Annotated in this window: 13 protein-coding genes; 7 read left to right on the forward strand and 6 right to left on the reverse strand. The window is 48.9% G+C overall.

The genetic code is table 11. From position 1 onward, the window contains the following. The first annotated feature begins 77 nt into the window (after positions 1-77). The 6 genes from EXU85_RS31330 (at position 78) to EXU85_RS31355 (ending at position 7,453) form a co-directional block, all read left to right on the forward strand. Complete coding sequence (locus EXU85_RS31330; RefSeq protein ID WP_142775853.1) at positions 78-689, forward strand: TetR/AcrR family transcriptional regulator; 612 nt, start codon at positions 78-80, stop codon at positions 687-689. A gap of 215 nt (positions 690-904) precedes the next feature. Then, positions 905-2,287 carry a TolC family protein gene (locus EXU85_RS31335; protein ID WP_142775854.1) on the forward strand — a complete coding sequence of 461 codons (1,383 nt, stop codon included), beginning with the start codon at positions 905-907 and terminating at the stop codon, positions 2,285-2,287. Positions 2,288-2,335: 48 nt separating this feature from the next. Beyond that, entirely contained in the window at positions 2,336-2,770 is a 435-nt protein-coding gene (locus EXU85_RS31340) for a DUF3995 domain-containing protein (protein ID WP_142775855.1), read from the forward strand. After that, a complete protein-coding gene (locus tag EXU85_RS31345; protein WP_142775856.1) occupies positions 2,767-3,831 on the forward strand; it encodes an efflux RND transporter periplasmic adaptor subunit in 1,065 nt (354 codons plus the stop codon). The genes EXU85_RS31340 and EXU85_RS31345 overlap by 4 nt, the downstream gene beginning before the upstream one ends. Before the next feature lie 29 nt (positions 3,832-3,860). Next, complete coding sequence (locus EXU85_RS31350) at positions 3,861-4,274, forward strand: four helix bundle protein (protein WP_246859321.1); 414 nt, start codon at positions 3,861-3,863, stop codon at positions 4,272-4,274. A 110-nt stretch (positions 4,275-4,384) separates the two neighbouring features. Next, on the forward strand, positions 4,385-7,453 hold the full coding sequence (locus EXU85_RS31355) for an efflux RND transporter permease subunit (protein ID WP_371731971.1): 3,069 nt from the start codon (positions 4,385-4,387) through the stop codon (positions 7,451-7,453). Between the two features lie 64 nt (positions 7,454-7,517). Here EXU85_RS31355 and EXU85_RS31360 read toward each other — a convergent pair whose 3' ends face one another. From EXU85_RS31360 to EXU85_RS31370, 3 genes are all read right to left on the reverse strand, one after another. Beyond that, positions 7,518-8,642: a T9SS type A sorting domain-containing protein gene (locus EXU85_RS31360; protein ID WP_246859322.1), complete on the reverse strand. Its 1,125-nt coding sequence runs from the start codon at positions 8,640-8,642 to the stop codon at positions 7,518-7,520. 53 nt (positions 8,643-8,695) lie between these two features. Next, entirely contained in the window at positions 8,696-9,868 is a 1,173-nt protein-coding gene (locus tag EXU85_RS31365) for an AIR synthase related protein (RefSeq protein ID WP_142775859.1), read from the reverse strand. 112 nt (positions 9,869-9,980) lie between these two features. Further along, complete coding sequence (locus EXU85_RS31370) at positions 9,981-10,946, reverse strand: Gfo/Idh/MocA family protein (protein ID WP_142775860.1); 966 nt, start codon at positions 10,944-10,946, stop codon at positions 9,981-9,983. 96 nt (positions 10,947-11,042) lie between these two features. On the opposite strand from EXU85_RS31370, the gene EXU85_RS31375 reads away from it, so the two are divergent. Further along, positions 11,043-11,906 carry a DUF481 domain-containing protein gene (locus EXU85_RS31375; protein ID WP_142775861.1) on the forward strand — a complete coding sequence of 288 codons (864 nt, stop codon included), beginning with the start codon at positions 11,043-11,045 and terminating at the stop codon, positions 11,904-11,906. A gap of 95 nt (positions 11,907-12,001) precedes the next feature. On the opposite strand, the gene EXU85_RS31380 is transcribed toward EXU85_RS31375, so the two are convergent. The 3 genes from EXU85_RS31380 to EXU85_RS31390 all read right to left on the reverse strand — a co-directional run bounded on the left by EXU85_RS31380 (position 12,002) and on the right by EXU85_RS31390 (position 14,827). Then, on the reverse strand, positions 12,002-12,814 hold the full coding sequence (locus EXU85_RS31380) for a LysM domain-containing protein (protein WP_142775862.1): 813 nt from the start codon (positions 12,812-12,814) through the stop codon (positions 12,002-12,004). A gap of 98 nt (positions 12,815-12,912) precedes the next feature. Further along, positions 12,913-13,398 carry a 5-(carboxyamino)imidazole ribonucleotide mutase gene (gene purE, locus EXU85_RS31385; protein ID WP_142775863.1) on the reverse strand — a complete coding sequence of 162 codons (486 nt, stop codon included), beginning with the start codon at positions 13,396-13,398 and terminating at the stop codon, positions 12,913-12,915. Between the two features lie 208 nt (positions 13,399-13,606). After that, entirely contained in the window at positions 13,607-14,827 is a 1,221-nt protein-coding gene (locus tag EXU85_RS31390; protein ID WP_142775864.1) for a DUF1501 domain-containing protein, read from the reverse strand. Between the last annotated feature and the right edge of the window lie 41 nt (positions 14,828-14,868).

A 14,868-nucleotide genomic window follows, 5' to 3' on the forward strand; every position in this document is an offset into this window, starting at 1 on the left:
ATATTTCTGAAAAACAGGCACAAATTCTTATTTACTAAACAGTGTTCATTAAGTTTGCAACGTTAATTAATAAATCAATGGGAATCGTAGAGCGGAAAGAGCGGGAGCGGGAAGAGATGCGGCAACTAATTCTGGATGGGGCGCAAAAGCTTTTTCTGGCCAATGGGTTCGAGAAGGTGAGTATCCGGAATATTGCCGACGAGATTGAGTACAGCCCGGCCACGATCTATCTGTATTTTAAAGATAAAAACGAATTGCTGTTCGCGTTGCATCAACGCGGATTCGTCAAAATGATTGGCGAGTTTCTGCCATTACAGTTGTTGACTGATCCGTTTGAAAAACTCGTTGAAATGGGCCGGTCTTACATCCGTTTCGCGGTTGAGAATCCAGAACTATTCGACCTGATGTTCATCATGAATGCCCCGATGGACACGCTTGATAAGAAAGACTGGGTGGAAGGTGATCAGGCATTTGGGTTGCTGATGTCAGTTGTTCAGGAGTGCATGGATGCGGGGATTTTCCAGAAGCACGACGTTCAGTCAACAGCTATGATGATCTGGAGCAGCATTCACGGATACACCGCCTTGTTTCTGCGGAAACGCCTGGGCATGATCCCCGAATGCGACCGCCAGTCAGTCATGGATGAAGCGTTCAATCTATTTTGTGAAACGTTAAAGCGAGGGCTGTAAAAAGTTTAATGGATAATGGATAATGGATAATGGATAATGGACAATGGACAATGGACAATGGACAATGGACAATGGACAATTAAAAATGCATAAAAAATTAACCATTAGCATGTTAACCATTATCAATTATACATTTTACATTATTCATCAACTAAACTGTAAGCCCTATTTTTTTGCCCACATACTAAACACTGTTCATTAATTGATAAGCGATTATGAAGCTCTCTTACAAACATATACGCTACCTGATTCTGCTCTTGCCGGTATCGGCACTAGCCCAACCCGCTCCTGTGAGTCAATCAACGATTCTGGACGGGTATGTAAAGGAAGGGCTGGCCAACAATCTGGCGCTTCGGCAGGAGTCGCTGGAAATTAGCCGGGTTACAGAATCGCTCAACCAGGCGAAGTCGTTGTTTTATCCGCGCGTCGCGTTCAACCCGACCTATTCGCTGGCGGCTGGTGGCCGGCGGTTGGAGTTTCCGGTGGGTGATTTGCTGAATCCGGCCTACAAAACGCTGAACCAGATTATCGGCTCCGATAAGTTTCCGACGAATATTGAGAACGTAAATCAGTTGCTGGCTCCCAACAACTTCCACGACACCAAACTTACCGTTCAGTACTCGCTCTTCAACACCGACATTCAGTATAACTACCTCATTCAGAAACAACTCGTTTCGGCACAGGAAGCCCGGAAACGGGTGGTTGAGAATGAGCTTAGATACAATATCGCTACAGCTTACTACCAGTATCTACAAACGCTCGACGCCATCCGAATTTTCGACAATTCGCGTCAGCTACTAAATAGTCTGGCGCGCCTGAACGAGAAATTTGTGAGCAATAACGTGGCCACAAAAGAGGTGGTCACATCGGCCCGCTACGAGATCAGTAAGGTCGATCAGCAACTGGCCGTGGCCCAGAAAAACCGGGAAACTGCCCGCGCGTATTTCAACTTTCTGCTCAACCGCGACTTAACAACCCCTATCGACGTCGACTCAACACTTACCAAAATCCTGCCCGAAGCGAAAGAAAACCTGCATGATTTACAACAAACTGCCCTCCATAGCCGACAGGAATTGAGTCAGTTAGGCAATTCTCTACAAGCAGCACAAACAGCCGTTAAACTGAACGAAGCCAACGCTAAAATCCCGAATGTGTATGTGGGTGGTAACGCGGGCTTTCAGGGTTATGGTTACACCTTCCAGAATCAGGCTTATGTTGTCGCGCAGGTTGGTTTACAGTGGGATATATTTCGAGGCTACGAAAAGCGCTCGAAAATTCAGCAGGCTAAAATCCAGACGGAAGCATTACAGACGCGGGTGAGCGAGGTACAACGGCAAATCCAATTACAGGTATTGCAAGCCTACTACGATCTCAATGCAGCGACTGAAAGCTTAGTGGCAACCCAAAGCGGGATGCTCAACGCCGATCAAACGTTTCGGATCATCGACAGCAAATATCGCAACGGCCAATCACTATTAATCGAATTCCTGCGGTATCAGAACGATCAGCTAACGGCACAACTGCAACATTCGCTGGCCCGCACCGATGTACTTGTCAAACGGGCTGCACTGGATCGGGCCGTGGCGGTGGGGCAGTGAGTGGCTAATGAATAATGTACAATAGATAATGAATAATAGCTCGTTGTCATGATACCTGCCTTCATAAACTTCATCATTTTACTGGTAATCAGCGGCATCCATATTTATTGGGGACTTGGCGGTAACTGGGGTTTGCGTGAGTCAGTACCCGAACGGAATGGCTCAAAGCTGCTTCGACCGGGGCGATTCATTACGCTCGTAGTGGCTATTATTTTCGGCGGTATGGCGTTGTTTTATTTAGCCAAAATTGGCCGATTGCCCATAGCTGGCTCGTTTATTCCGACTTGGTTAAATCAGTATGGGCTATGGTTATTAGCAGGCATTTTTCTCCTGCGTGCCATCGGCGACTTTCGTTACGTGGGCTTTTTTAAGCAAATACGCAATAGTCGCTTTGCGGATTTAGACACAAAATTTTACGCGCCACTGTGTTTGCTGCTGAGTGCAAACACATTTCTGTTGATCTTTTCCCTATCAAAATTATGAAAGCATTCCACCTACTTCTCTCTCTCTCATTCGCCGTCATGCTCTGGGCCTGCGGCAGCAAAGCCAGCAACAGCGCTGACGAAAAACAAACAGCCGCTCCAGCCGAAGACGCAGTTGTGCCAATCAAACTCACACCCGTTAGTACCGTTGTGCGGGCAGAACCTGTTGTGGCATCGGGCCTGGTTTCGTCGGCGCAGGAAGCCCGACTGTCTTTCAAAATCGGTGGCATTATCAACCGCATGTTCGTGGAAGAAGGACAGTCGGTTCGTAAAGGGCAGCTCCTGGCTACCCTCGACTTAACGGAAATTAATGCGCAGGTAAGTCAGGCTCAATTCGCCAACGAAAAAGCGGAACGTGATCTCGGGAGAGTTAAAAGTCTCTACGCCGATACAGCCGCCACGCTGGAGCAACTTCAGAACGCTACTACCGGCACCAGCTTAGCAAAGCAAAACCTAACGATCGCGCAGTTTAACCGGAGTTTCGCCCAAATCCGCTCGACGGTAGACGGAACCGTGACGCGCAAAATTGCGAATGCGGGTGAGTTCATCGCACCGGGGGGATCGGTCTACACAATTTCATCAAATCGCCCGAATGATTGGGTTGTTCGCGTAGGCGTGTCGGACAAAGACTGGGCCCGATTGCGATTAGGTAATCATGCCAGCATCAAACTCGATGCTTACCCCGACAAAACGTTCAGCGGCACCGTGAGCGAGTTGGCGCAGGCTGCCGATCCGGTCAACAAGCTCTACGAAGTAGAAGTACGAATCAATCCAGGTGCGGTGAAGTTTGCCCCCGGTCTGTTTGCAAAAGTAACGCTCGTTCCAGCGCAGAGCCGCAGTTACACACTGGTACCCGTCGAAGCCATTGTGGAAGGGAATGGAAAAGAAGGTTTCGTTTACGTACTCGCCGACGACCGAAAACACGTCCGCAAACTCCCAATTAAAATTGGCTTTCTTGATGGCGATAAAGTGCTGCTAACAAATAGCTTATCAGGCGTTAAGGATGTAGTTACGGGCGGGTCGGCTTACCTTACTGAGGAGTCAACAGTGGTGGTGAAATGAATAATGGATAATGTAAAATGGATAATGCTATGGAGGACACTGTGAATGAATTCTGGGTTCTTGAGCCGGGAGCAGTTTACGAACAAAAGCCAAATGCAATACTCGATAAATCGTTTGCTTTTGCTATTCGCATTATTAAGCTTCACAAATGGCTGCATAAAAAGCATATTGATATTGCTCCATTAGCCAAACAGGTACTTAGAAGCGGCACATCTATTGGTGCCAACGCCGAAGAAGCGGACGCTGCTTTTACTAAAAAAGAATTTGCCTCTAAACTTGGCATATCGCTTAAGGAAGCTAAAGAAACAAGGTACTGGCTACGTCTATTACATGCTACTGAGTATATAGACGAGGCCATGTTTACATCCCTCCATACGGATACGAATGAGCTGATGCGCTTACTAATAGCTATTCTTAAAACCACACGGGAGAGCTTAAGATGAATAATGGATAATGAAAAATGTGTAACGACCATAGCCATGGTTATCAATCCGATTACACAACAGCCATTGTCCATCAACCATTATACATTATTCATTAACCACTATACATTATGTTATCATCATTTTCCGTCAAAAACTGGCAGTTTATGCTGGTGCTATTTCTGGGCGTAGCCGCGCTGGGCATCAACTCACTGATCAACATGCCACGGGGCGAAGACCCTGAATTTACGGCTCCTAGTTTTGCCGTCGCCGTTATTTATCCGGGCACCGATGCACTGGATATGGAGAAACTGGTGGTTGATCCAGGCGAAGCCCGGTTCAATTCACTGGAAAACATGAACCACGTGATTACCAATGTGGATGATGGTCTGGCCGTATTCCGACTCGACTACGATTACGGTGTCGATCCCGAGGAGAAATATCAGGAAGTAATCCGGGAAGTGAACGCGTTGAAAGGCGAATTACCCACGGATATTTACCGGATCGATATTCGGAAGTTTTCGCCTACCGATGTCAGCATTGTGCAGGTGGCGTTAATGTCGGAGGTAGCTTCGTCCAAAGAGTTGGGTGAGTATGCCGACAAGTTGAAGGACGAATTTGAGAAAGTGAAAAGTCTGAAAAACGCCGAAGACTGGGGTTATCCGGCTTCGGTAGTTCGCGTGTCGTTGAACATCGAAAAAATGGCGCAGAATGGTATCGCCGTGAATCGAGTGTTAGGGGCCATTCAGGCCGAAAACCTGAATATTCCGGGGGGCAATATCCAGGCAGGAACGCGGAAGTTCAACGTCAAAACAGCAGGCGATTATAAGTCGCTCGACGAAATTCGGAATACCATTGTTTCGACCAATGGACAGAAAATCATCTACCTACGCGATGTAGCCGACGTTGATTTTAACTACGAAGACGAAACCCACATCACCCGCCTGAATGGCCACCGGGCGGTACTTATTACAGCCGGTCAAAAAACGGGAGAAAACATTGCCAAAGTCGGTGAGCAACTCAATCCGGTGATCGATCGGTTTGCCAAAACGCTGCCTCCGCACATCACGCTCGTTAAAAATTTCGACCAGACCGTCAGCGTCAACAAACGGCTCTCCCATTTTTTGCAGGATTTCGGGCTGGCGATTCTCCTTGTTTCGCTAACCCTGCTCCCACTCGGCTTCCGGGCCGCAATTGTCGTGATGATCTCCATCCCATTGTCATTAGCGATTGGCTTGGCGGGGCTCGACTTTCTGGGCTTCAGTATCAATCAGTTAAGTATCGTCGGACTGATTGTGGCGCTGGGTATTCTGGTGGATGACTCCATCGTGGTCGTTGAAAATATTGAGCGTTATCTGCGCGATGGGTACTCAAAACGAGAAGCCGCCATCAAAGCGACCAGCCAGATTACCCTGGCCGTCATTGGCTGTACTACGACGTTGATTCTTGCATTCTTGCCACTCCTGTTTTTACCTGAAGCCTCCGGCGATTTCATCCGTTCGCTACCGATGGCTGTGGTGACTACCATTCTGGCGTCGTTGCTGGTATCGCTAACGATTGTCCCGTTCTTGTCGAGTCGGATTCTGAAAGAGTCACACAACCCAGAAGGGAACATCTTCATGCGTGCCCTTAAAAAAGTGATCAGCGGCTCTTACAGTCGCCTGTTGCACTGGGGCTTACGCCATCCGGTCGTTACGTTGCTGGTAGCAGGCGTATTGTTTACGGGCGCATTGTATATGTTCAAACTAGTGGGTTTCGCCTTATTTCCAGCCTCCGAAAAACCGCAGTTCCTGATTAATATCGACACGCCCGATGGCACCAGTCTATCAGAAACCGACCGGGTGGCCCGCTATGTAGAAGGTGTTCTAAAAAAAGAACCCGACGTTAAATACGTTACAACAAACGTAGGTCGTGGCCAACCGCGTATTTATTACAACATCATTCAGCGCAACGAATCGCCCAACTACGCCCAGTTTTACGTGCAGTTGGTGGACGTAGAACCCGCTGAAAAGCGAGTGTTGATTGACAAGTTGCGCGAGCGATTCAAGTTGTACCCAAATGCCAAAATTGAAGTAAAAGACTTTGAGCAAGGCCCCGACCAGGAGGCCCCGGTAGCGGTTCGAGTGTTCGGCGAAAACCTGGACACCTTGAAAGTAATGGCGGCACGCGTTGAAACGGCCTTCAAACAAACACCCGGCCTGATTTACGTTAACAACCCGCTATCCAGCCAAAAAACGGATCTGCGCGTTCGTATCAACAAAGAAAAAGCGGGGCTGCTGGGCATTTCCATTTCCGATGTAAACCGCACTATCCGATTGGCGATTGCGGGTCTTAACGTAGGCACCTTTAAAGAACCGAATGGCGATGATTATACCATCAACGTGACCTTACCCAAAGGAAAAGTAGCGGATCAGCATGTACTGAGCGACCTATATGTCAACACCCTAACAGGCTCTGCGGTCCCCCTGCGCCAAATTGCCGATCTGGAATTTGAAAGCAGCATGAATCAGATTCGCCACTACGATAAAGACAGATACGTGACGATAACAGGCTTCGTCAAAACGGGTTTCCTGGTCGATAACGTATTTAATGGCGTACTCTCGAAGCTGGACAAGATGAAATTCCCGACGGGTTTCAGCTATAAAGCGGCTGGCGAATTGGAAAGTCGCGAGAAATCATTTGGCGGTTTAGGTACCATTATTCTCATTACCATTTTCGGATTCATCGCCGTATTGGTACTGGAATTTGGCACCTTCAAAAGCACACTAATTGTGCTTTCGGTTATTCCACTGGGTGTTATCGGCGCAGTACTGGCACTGTATTTCACTGGCAATCCATTCTCGTTTGTGGCAGTTATTGGGCTGATTGCCCTCATTGGTATTGAAGTCAAAAACTCCATTCTGCTCGTTGATTTCACCAACCATCTACGCGAAGAAGGCATGTCGTTGATCGATGCGATTCAGGAAGCGGGCGAAATCCGGTTTTTACCCATCGTGCTCACATCTCTGACCGCCATTGGTGGGTTGATTCCACTGGCTATAGAAGGTAATCCGCTGTATTCACCATTGGCCTGGGTAATTATTGGTGGCCTAATTTCCAGCACGTTGCTCTCGCGTATTGTTACGCCGGTATTGTATAAGCTGTTGCCACCGGGGATTCAGGTGAAAGCCATTCCAGCGCAGGAGCCCGAGATGGCGTAGTGAGCAGACATGTATTAGTGGTGTCAGCTACTTATAGCTGACACCACTAATACGGGTATTAAATTTACCGCACCACTACGTTCATCACGCGCTTTTGGCCATTAATCCGTACATCCAGCCAATACAATCCCGCTGATAACTGCTGGTCGAACACTAGATCCGCTTCACCTGGCCGACGTTCCAATCGACCACCAATGGGTTGCCCTATCGTGTTTAACAACTGTATAGCTGCGGAATCGGCATTCCACAGGCGCAGGTGAATCCGGTCGGGGCTGGCGGGGTTGGGATACACGGTTACGATTGGCTCATCGGATCGGATAATAGTGGATACAGGTTTGAAACTTTGCGTAGTACCGTCGCGGTCAATCTGCTTTAATCGGTAATAGTTAATGCCGGGGTTCGGATTCAAATCCGTCAGCCCATAGTATTGACGAGAATCGGTAGTTCCTGTAGCGGCCACTTCGCCCACCGTTATGAATTCTTGCAAATCGCGACTTCGTTCGACCCGAAAATGGTCGGCATTGTACTCCCAGGTAGTGGCCCAGGCCAGTTGAGTACGGTCGCCTTCGGGTTTAGCCGTAAACGAAAGTAGAGTAACAGGAAGTGGAGAACTCGTAACGGTACCATTGATGGTTACTTCATCTAAACGCAGCGCACCACCTGAAGCGGTATTTGTACAAGCGGTAATCCAAAAATTGATTGGCCCACTCTGATTCGTGTATGCCGAACCTGTAAGTGAAATAGTAGCCTGTTGAAACGAATTGGTAACCGCCTGAGTGTAAATTGTGGCGCTATAATTATCTACACTCGAACGAACTAAAATCTGCGCAGGTCCAGAATTAGATCGGTTGAAATAAAATGAGAGCTGCGTAAGGGTCATGGTTTGCCCCGAAACAGGTTGAACCGTAAATTGTACATGTTCGGCTAGATTACAGCCCGATGTAGACCAGTTAGCTACATTAACGGCTCGACCAACCTGACCTCCAATATAACCACCTACAGATGGCACATTCACCCCACTAAAGCTTGGGCCACCCGTTGTAATATTTGGATGGGAAACTGAACTTGACTGGTTATCTTCAAAACTCCACACAGCCGAAAATGGCGTCGCCTGTGCATACGCCATCTGCCTGGCGATTGTCCAGATAAACAGGAAAACGAAACAGCTTTTCTTTACAAATGGTACCATTGCAGTGACTTACAAGTTCGGACTGCAATGTATTCAGAAAATCAATAAGTCACTCAATAAATAAATTCGCCGACTTCACTTTGTATAGTCACCCGTTTTCCTTCGTATGCCTCGACGCGCCCGACTACTTGTGCCTCTATACCAAATGACTGAGCAATATTGATGACCTGCTGCGCGTGGCTTTCGGGCAGATAGACCTCAAGACGATGGCCCATGTTGAAGACCTTATACATCTCCTGCCAGCTCGTGCCACTTTCGGCCTGAATCAAGCGGAACAAAGGCGGTATTGGAAAGAGATTGTCTTTGATAATATGCAGATTATCAACAAAATGAAGCACCTTCGTTTGCGCACCTCCCGAGCAGTGCACCATGCCATGAATGTGTGGACGTAGTTCATCCAGCAATACTTTCGCTACGGGAGCGTAGGTTCTCGTAGGTGATAGAATCAGTTGCCCAACGGTTATATTCTGGTCTGCGTCAACAGCAATTGTATCCGTTAGCTTTTTCGAACCACTATAGATCAATGACTTGTCAATGGCGGGATCGAAACTTTCCGCATAGTTATCAGCCAGGTAATGCGCCAGTACATCATGACGAGCTGACGTCAGGCCATTGCTTCCCATGCCACCATTGTAGGACGTTTCGTAGGTTGCCTGTCCGTAAGATGCCATACCGACAATAACATCGCCCGGCTGAATCCGGTCGTTACTAATCACCTGATCGCGACGCATTCGGGCAATTACGGTACTATCGACAATAACGGTTCGTACCAAATCACCAACGTCGGCGGTTTCGCCCCCGGTGCTGTAAATCTCGATGCCGTGATCGCGCAGCATTTGCAACACCTCTTCGGTACCGTTGATAATTTCGGCTATGACTTCACCTGGAATCAGGTTTTTGTTACGTCCGATGGTTGATGAGAGCAGCATTGGGCCGGTGGCTCCGGCGCAGATCAGATCGTCGGTATTCATGACGACCGCATCCTGGGCAATACCCTTCCAAACGCTCAGATCGCCTGTTTCGCGCCAGTAGAGATACGCTAATGCCGATTTAGTCCCGGCACCATCAGCATGCATAATGGTGCAGAAATCCGGATCACCAGCCAGCGTATCGGGTACGATTTTACAAAATGCTTTCGGAAACAGTCCCTTATCGAGCTGGGCGATGGCGTTGTGAACGTCTTCTTTACTAGCGGAAACCCCGCGCTGGGCATAGCGATCAGTCATGGTGCAAAGGTAAAGAAAAGGAGGAAAGGGAGGAGGGGGAGGAAGGAGGAAAGGGAGCAACAATTTAGTGCGTATCTCTTTCCTCCCTCTCCTCCTTCCTCCCTTTCCTCCTTCAATACTCAATTCCCGCTTCGGCCTGAACGGCATCCAGCAATTCCATCAAATTCAAACTATCCTCCAGCGACCAGAGCGGACTTTCTATTTTACCTTCGGCCAAGCAGTTCATGACGTGCTGCGCTTCGTAATCATACCCGAACGTTGTTCGCTCAAATGATACTATTTTTTCTGGCTGATCGGCCTGTTTGAGGGTAATGCCTTTGGTTTCATGAAAGCGGCTGTGAATCCGAATCTGGCCCGCATCGCCCTGAATCAGACCAACGCAATCTGTATCGGCTATTATTGTACTATCCAGTAGTGCTAATTGGCCATCAGGATAGGTGAGCACCATGCCGCACTGCTCGTCAACACCCGTTGATCCGAAGTTCGCCGATGCTTTAACGGTGGCCGGTTTACCCAGTATGAGGTAGCTTAAAAACAAGGGGTAAATACCAATATCCAACACAGAACCACCGCCAAGTTCTTTATTAAACAAGCGTTTTTCAGGTAGGAACGGGGCTTTAAAGCCAAAATCAGCTTTTACCGAAACCACCTTACCAATCGCTCCCGATTGCGCTAATTCCAGCGCCTGAACAATGCCCGGCATAAACCGACTCCACAGGGCTTCCATCAAAAATACGCCCTTCGAGCGTGCCGTTTCGACCATTTCCTGAACTTGTGCGCTATTCATGGCAAAGGGTTTTTCGCCCAGAACGGCAATGCCCCCGTTAAGAAGCATCATCACATGCTCGTGGTGTTTTACATGCGGAGTGGCCACGTACACCACATCCAGGTCGGGCAAGGTTAGCAACTCCTGATAAGAGCCAAATGCATGAGGAATGCTGTATTCCTGCGCAAACTCGTTGGCCCGTTGCTGATCGGACGATGCAACGGCATAGAGTTGCGCATCGGGCAGGGTAAGTAAGTCCTTTGCAAATTTGTGGGCAATGCGGCCCGGTCCTAAAATTCCCCAGCGAGTCATGGGTAAAAATGGATTTAGATGAGTAGGCTATAGGATAAGTTGACCACCTGGTCAGCCGCCAAATGTATCTTTTTTTTCTAAGTTGCAGTTTCACCAATGCCTCTTTCTGTGAAATACACTCAGCAATGCCTCCTCACGTTAAGTTTTCTTTTCACATTTACAGTCGCCGAAGCTCAGATTGTTGAGCAACCCGACCCGCTACGGCCCTCACTACCAGATTCCAGCAAAGCCGTAAAACGCGATTCCAGTAAAACGGCTGTCAGTCAGCAGAAAATCGATTCCATTAAGCACGCACCACCTGTACCAACTATATTTCGTTACCGCTTCACCGCCGACGGTACGATTACGGAAGGAAACGTTAGTCGCACACTGCTGCAATTGACTAGTGCGGTTGACTATCAGTTGAGCAATTATTTCAAGTTGTCGAGCAATCCGTCGTTTGTGTATGGCAAACAAAATGGTATTCTGGCCGAACGCGAGTGGTTCGGCGATTTACGAACAACCTATCGATACGAAAAACGGCTCTATTACCTGGCCTTTGGCTCCTATGAGCGAAGTAATCTACGGCAGATCAACCACCGCTGGACGGCAGCCGCGGGCCTTGGCTATAAGCTCCTGAATCATAAGCGGGCGTATATTTCGCTCACGGATGTGGTTATGCAGGAATACACCGATTTTGTTGAACTGAATGACATTAACATCTGGCGAAATTCGGCCCGGTTATACGGCGAATATAGTTTCGACAAAGACCGATTTACCATCACGCACACAGCGTTTTACCAGCCCGCTTTGGGGCAATACAATGTCCGATGGAATGCCAGCCTGAGTCTACAGATAAAATTAACGCAGGTCGTTAGCCTGCGTTCAACGGTGGCCAATGCCTACGAGAGCCTGGTTGTGCCGGGCCGTCAGAACAACGACTTCCGGTTTACGCTGGGGTTGGTGTATGAGAAGAAGTAATAGGAGGAAGGGAGTAGAGGAGGAAGGGGAGAAAGGAGGAAGAAAGTGGTTTTTGTCCATCCTCCCTTTTCTCCCCTTCCTCCCTTTCTCCTCCCCTATTGTTTATCCGGAAAAGGGATAATCAGTTTTTCGCCACGGGTGGCAATGTCCTTACTTTTTTTGTTTGCCCGCATGAGAGCCTCCTTGCTGACACCGTATTTCTGGGCCACTACGCGTAACAAATCGCCCGGCCCAACGGTATGAACGGCCATTACTTTCACGTTTAGTTTGGTAACGCCGGCTTTCACATCGCTCTCCGACACGCCCGGATTAAGGGCTTTCAGAGTAGCTAGTTTCATGTTATATCGATTGGCAACACCGTAAAACGTTTCACCAGACCCAACCGTATACGTGCTCGAAACACCGCCCGGCTTGACTTTAACTTTCTCAACGACAACGTCCGTTTTGGGCTTTTCCTCCTTCGGCTTTACTGCAGCAGGCTTTTCTACCGGTTTCTCCTTAGGTTTCTCAGGTGCTGGCTTTACTACAGCGGGCTTTTCGTCGGGGGCAGGTTTCCCATCGGTCGTTTCACGATTATCTTCGGCCACTTCTTCGGCTTTGGCATTCGCTTCGGGTGCATCGGCGGGTGGTGTAGCTTGCGACAGATCGACCGGTGCCGGCTGCGAGGACGTATCTACCTCCTCGGGCGACATCAGCATTTCGGGATCGTTCTGCGCCAGCGGCTGTTGAGAAGCCGTATCGAGTGCCACATTCGTTAACTCGTCGGAACCGTTCGTATCGTCGGTAATGTATCCGTAGCCTACATATAGCAGGGCGGCAATCAGCCCCACTAACACCACGAGTGTGATGGCAGGCAGGCTGGAATTTCCGGCAGGGCGGGGATTAGATGATTGGTTGTCGGGTTCCATGAGTTAACTCAATAATGGATAATGAATAATGAACAATGGATAATGAGCGTCGGGCCAGAAGGGCATTATTCATCATACATTTACCATTATCCATTTAATTAAATGGGTGTAGTTAATTGCTGGCTCATTTGGGCCACTTTTTCTTTAAGATCTTCTTTAAACTGAACGAGTTTTTGGGCAACTGCCTCATCAAACGTACCCACAATCTGAGCCGCTAAAATACCCGCATTTCGAGACCCATCCAGCGCCATCGTCGCCACAGGCACGCCACCGGGCATCTGTAAAATGGACAGAACCGAATCCCAGCCATCAATCGAATTACTCGACTTAACCGGAACACCAATAACAGGCAGTATTGTTAATGAAGCCACCATACCTGGCAGGTGGGCGGCTCCGCCAGCGCCTGCGATGATAACCCGTAGCCCACGCTCGCGGGCTGTTTTTGCATAATCGACCATTTTTTCAGGCGTCCGGTGGGCCGACACAATGTCCATCTCCCAGCGTACGCCTAATTCGGTCAGAATGTCGGCAGCCTCCTGCATGACCTTGCGGTCGGAAAGACTACCCATGATGATACCTACCATTCAGAAGAATTGACTTGACTCTCTGCGAAATAACACAGATTCAGGGAGATTTCAGGGATATAGGCCCGAAATTTTATCGTAGAAGCTGTTTGAGTTCGTGGGGGCAGGTTCTTAAACCTTACCAAGAGGCAGATTTGAGAATCTGCCTCCACAAAGGCTAAGCTATACAGCCTGGATGGTGCGCCTGTCTTCTCGGTTGGTGAAGCCATCAGACAATTTTCACCCCATCGAATTTACGGCCCAGGATAGCCACATCATCGACTCCCAGGTAGTCGTGAAGGAGCGTTGCATATATCTGCCGAAAATCGACGGAGTATGTTAGGTCGCCATCGGTTAGTTTCGTCAGGTTCGGGGCTTCGTTCAATACCCGTTTGGCAGGTAGCCCCCCTCCTATCAGAAATACGTTATTAGCGGTGCCGTGGTCCGTACCATTACTGGCATTCTGCTTCACCCGGCGACCAAATTCCGAAAACGTCATCAGCAGCACATCATTCTGTCGCCCCGCTACTTTTAAATCTTTCATGAACGCGCCTATGGCTTCGGCATATTGACCCAGAAGACGTTCCTGCTGCCCCGGCTGATTAATGTGCGTATCGAAACCACTGATCGAGACGTAGTAAACGCTCGTACTCACCCCTGCCTGAATGAGTTGCGAAACGGTTTTTAGCCGATTACCCAGTTCACTCGTTGGATAAGTCGCGAGTGTGTTATGGACTGGAACGCCAGCCTGGTTTGCTTTATCATACACATAGGCTGCCGACGATACGGTTTCAGCCAGGGTTTTGTAGAGATAGGCAACGGACTCCGGTTGGTTAGTCGTATGCTCGTTGCTTAATCCGGTCACCAACCCACTGCGGGTCTGGTTATACAGTTTCCTGGGATCTAAGACCGCCAGTCCGTTCAACGAATCACCTTTCATGGCCAGACTCAGCGTATCGTCTACCTCAATCGTCCGAAACGGCTGTTGTTCTTTACCAGCGCAAGCCGCATCCAGATACCGTCCAACCCAGCCGGTGTTCACGTACTTGTCCGAATCGCTGGCTGTTTGCCAGATGTCCATTGAGCGAAAGTGCGAACGATCCGGGTTTGGATAGCCAACGTTGTTGATCACCGTAACCAGACCTTCGTCGTATAACGCTTTAAGCGGTGTCATAGATGGATGAAGGCCAATTTCATCATTCAGCGTGAGTACTTTATCGGATTTGATCGCAATCGTTGGCCGTTCGCGGTAATAAATATCGTTTCGATAGGGCACAACGGTATTCAGGCCGTCATTCCCGCCTGAGAGTTGCACGACCACCAAAATTTTTCCGTTCGATGCGGAAGCCTGGCCCAGCATCTGCGCTTCGTAGGCTTTCAGAAAGTGCGGAATCAGCATGGTTCCCGTCGTCGTAAAAGCCGATTGTTTCAGGAAGTTTCTACGGTTCATAAGATAAAAGGAAAAGGGAGGAGAGGCCGAGCCGCCGTTGC

Origin of the sequence: Spirosoma sp. KCTC 42546 (assembly GCF_006965485.1) — a bacterium.
GTDB lineage: Bacteria > Bacteroidota > Bacteroidia > Cytophagales > Spirosomataceae > Spirosoma.